Genomic DNA, 3,407 nt, shown 5'->3' with positions numbered 1-3,407 from the left:
TTTTTTTTAACTCTATCTTTCCAAATCCATTTCTTTCTCTAAGGTCTTTTGTGGCTTCTGATCAAATGCCCTCTCAGCCTTTTCAAACATTTCTTTGACTCGATCCCACACATTCATTTTTTCGAGAATCTTGATTGAATACTGATACAAAGACTTGAATTTACTTGCTTCTTTTTTCAATTCTCTATTTTCAGATTGTAGTTCATCAACCTGATCCGAACGACTTAGGTTCTGCCTTCTTAGATCATTGTTTTCTCGTTTAAGACCCTTCACTTGTTCCTGAAGATCATCAACCATAGTGCCTTTTCTAGCCATACCTTTAAGAGACTCAAATTCATCTTTTTTAAGCACCACCGTTCCAAGCGCTGCTTTCCCCTTTATGGCTTCAATTTCTCTCAAAGGAACTTGAAGTTTCTCTACCCTATGTTTAAAACGATTCATCTGTAATTGAGCCTTTTCAAGCGAAGCTTGTTGCAATTTAGAGGTTTCCAGCTGACCAGCCAATATGATTTTTCGCTCCTGGATGTCACGATCTAAAATATTTAATTGTTCAACCCCATCTTTAAATTCTGCTTCTAGCTCTTTTAATTGATCTTGTGCTGTTAAAGCCTTAAACCTTGATGTTTCAATGTTTTTTCTATCACTCGAAACCCCACGTTCAAGATCAAAACCCTTTTCGTTCATGTGCTTGTGATAATCATTTTGAAGTTCAACTAATTGCATTTTCTTTCCGAAAAAGTCTTTTGCTGATAAACGACCATCTTCAGTGATCGGTACGAATCCAACGTGCATGTGAGGGGTTTTTTCGTCTTTATGTACAACTGCATATGCAATATTCTTTTCTCCGTACCGATCTGCAAGAAACTCTTTAGCTGTCTCAAAAAAACGCTTCTCTTCAGATTCGCTCATTTTGTCGAAGAAAGTCGAATCGGAGGTTACTAAGAAACTAGCAAGACGAACAGCATCTTTTCGAACTGCTTTACCAGTAGTGACCCCTTCTTGAATCATTGAATCAATTCTCTCTTTGTAATCAATGTGACCAGGATTAATCAGATCATAATTTTGATGTGAACGGCTTTCATCAATGTCAGGATTCGTTTGACTCTCCTTCTCTCTTTGATTATGAAATTGAATGCCTTTTATCGCTGACTCTTTCATTTTTTTCATACGGATAATAGCAAAACTCATGAGGGAGCACGACCCTTCGATTAAAAGAATTTTAAGAGAAGTGTAACACACTACACTTTGCAAGCAAAGTTCCATGTGCTCTCCGAGGGTAAAGGCTGTTCAGCTTGCGCTGAATGTGTAGGAAGAAGTGTGGCCAATACAAGATTGGCAGCACTCCATCCTACACAAAACCATACAGACCTTGCCCCCTTTAAAAAGGGTGCAACCACCCCAAACTTCCACTAACCCCCCTCCGCCCCCTTGGGGGAACCGGCGCTACGCTGGTGAGGAAAAAAATGCTTTTTTCCTCAATGCCAAGACCGTTCGGGTGCGGAGTGTCTATCAACTCCTTAATTCTCAGTCGGGGAAAACCGCCCCTCCCTGCGATTACCGTTGACAGACGCTCAGAATCGGCTCATTTTGCGTTTGTAAGTGGTCTGCCTAGTTTTAGTGCCAGCAAGTCTATAAAATCGCTTCTCGCCCCTTTTTCGGCTTCTAGTGACGGTTCATTATGATCTCTCTTAAGAATCCAGCTAGAGTTTCATCATCCTTCTCGATCTCCAAAGCATCCCAAACCTCGTCAGGTAGCGTAATAGAAACCTTTTTTGTTGTTCCAAGTGTTGGTCTGCCAGCTCCTTCACGTTTTCCACCTCGTACCCTGTATTCAGCTTGCTCTTCCAAATCCATTCACCTCCTTTGAAAAAAGGTACTTTAATCATAATTGATTTAAGTACCATAATTCAATTACTGAATTGAATTCAATCCTAGCAGATCAAAAACTAATCGGCTTGCGCCTATTATTAGGGTAAAACCTTCTTACGAATGCCAGCTGTTATATAAAGCTTTATTTTTTTTATAAGAGAACAAGGACATTTAAAAAATCCTGTAAATACAAGATTGAAGGGGGGGAGTTTTCATGGAGTTTGTTTATAAAGATTTAAAAATAAGTGTTTCAGCAAGATTCATCTTAGCGGTTACTGGTTCGATCAGCGTCATTGGTTCTATTGTTTTGATCTAATGGTTTACCCTTAATCGGGTTGAATGAGCGAAGGCGAGAGGGTGAATGACGAAAGTCAGAGGGAGACTCGTCTCCCTACTTCTCTCAACAAAATAGAAAGTCTATTAAAGAGCTACCTCTAGCGGTTTTGCGTGTTACACTTGCAAGCTGCGAGCGACTAGCTTTGTGCTTAATCGGTCTATCAGTCGCTCGGCACAGCCGATCTTACACGCAAAATTTCGAAGGACAAGGGGGAAAGGGTGGAGATTTTTTGAGGTGGTTTTCCTCAAAAAATACTACCCGGACCTTGTGCTGAGAAAAGCCTATTTAGGAGATAGAGAAGGGAAACTATTAAAAATATTGGTATATAAAGGGTTTGGTAGATTGTTATGTGTCATAAGCTGTGACACGTATATGTGTCATGAGCTGTGACACATATATGAAACATGATGAGTCACAAAATGATTGATCTTGAATCTTTAATGACCTATAATGTGTCATATATTATACATATATGTTGCATAGCTGATGCAACATTCGAAACAAGGAGAGGAAAAAAATGTCAGAGGTGCTGAAGTTGAAAGATAATAGAATTACGGTTGATTTAACACCAGACCAATTAAACATGTTACAAAGGCTGATGGAGATCGAGGAGAACCATTCTAAGCAAGAAACAGAGAATCAAGATCAAAAGAAAAACCATAATTTCATTCAGCTCTATCGTGACAACATGCCTGAATTACGTTGGTTAATGTCTAATCATAATTTTGCAAGTTCTTTACTCTTTTTCATTTTGGAACATATGGATAACAGAAACGCTCTTGCTTGCTCTTACTCAGTCTTTGAGGATTATTTTAATAAATCAAGATCAACTGTTTATAGAGCAATAAAGCTGTTAGAAGAAAACGGATTTTTAAATGTTTTAAAAATGGGAACATCAAACGTTTATGTAGTGAATGAAAGTTTGGCGTGGTCTGATTCAAATGACAAGAAAAAGTTTGCTAAATACGACGGAAAAATTCTTGTAAGCAAAAAAGAAAACAAGGATTACCAATATCAAAGTCAATTCGATAGATTTAAAGCTTTAAGGGAACGTGAAAACCTAAAATAACTTAAAAATAAAAAGCCCTATTCCAAATTGCGGAGGGGCTTTTTTTTAACTCTATCTTTCCAAATCCATTTCTTTCTCTAAGGTCTTTTGTGGCTTCTGATCAAATGCCCTCTCAGCCTTTTCAAACATTTC

The 3,407-nt window shown here is 38.3% G+C and carries 3 protein-coding genes; 1 reads left to right on the top strand and 2 read right to left on the bottom strand.

What is annotated here, in order from left to right:
• Positions 1–12: 12 nt before the first annotated feature.
• Positions 13–1,188 carry a MobV family relaxase gene (gene mobV, locus J7W16_RS21730; protein ID WP_210599535.1) on the bottom strand — a complete coding sequence of 392 codons (1,176 nt, stop codon included), beginning with the start codon at positions 1,186–1,188 and terminating at the stop codon, positions 13–15.
• Positions 1,189–1,662: 474 nt separating this feature from the next.
• The gene (locus J7W16_RS21725; RefSeq protein WP_246880150.1) at positions 1,663–1,848 is read right to left on the bottom strand and encodes a CopG family transcriptional regulator; all 186 of its coding nucleotides are present in this window, start codon (positions 1,846–1,848) and stop codon (positions 1,663–1,665) included.
• A gap of 875 nt (positions 1,849–2,723) precedes the next feature.
• Here J7W16_RS21725 and J7W16_RS21720 point away from each other — a divergent pair.
• Positions 2,724–3,275 (top strand): helix-turn-helix domain-containing protein, encoded by a 552-nt coding sequence (locus J7W16_RS21720; RefSeq protein ID WP_210599533.1) that lies wholly within the window; start codon positions 2,724–2,726, stop codon positions 3,273–3,275.
• Positions 3,276–3,407 lie beyond the last annotated feature (132 nt).

The organism is Halalkalibacter suaedae (genome assembly GCF_017939705.1).
Taxonomy (GTDB): domain Bacteria; phylum Bacillota; class Bacilli; order Bacillales; family Bacillaceae_D; genus Halalkalibacter; species Halalkalibacter suaedae.
This window is presented reverse-complemented; position numbering and strand designations above follow the sequence as displayed.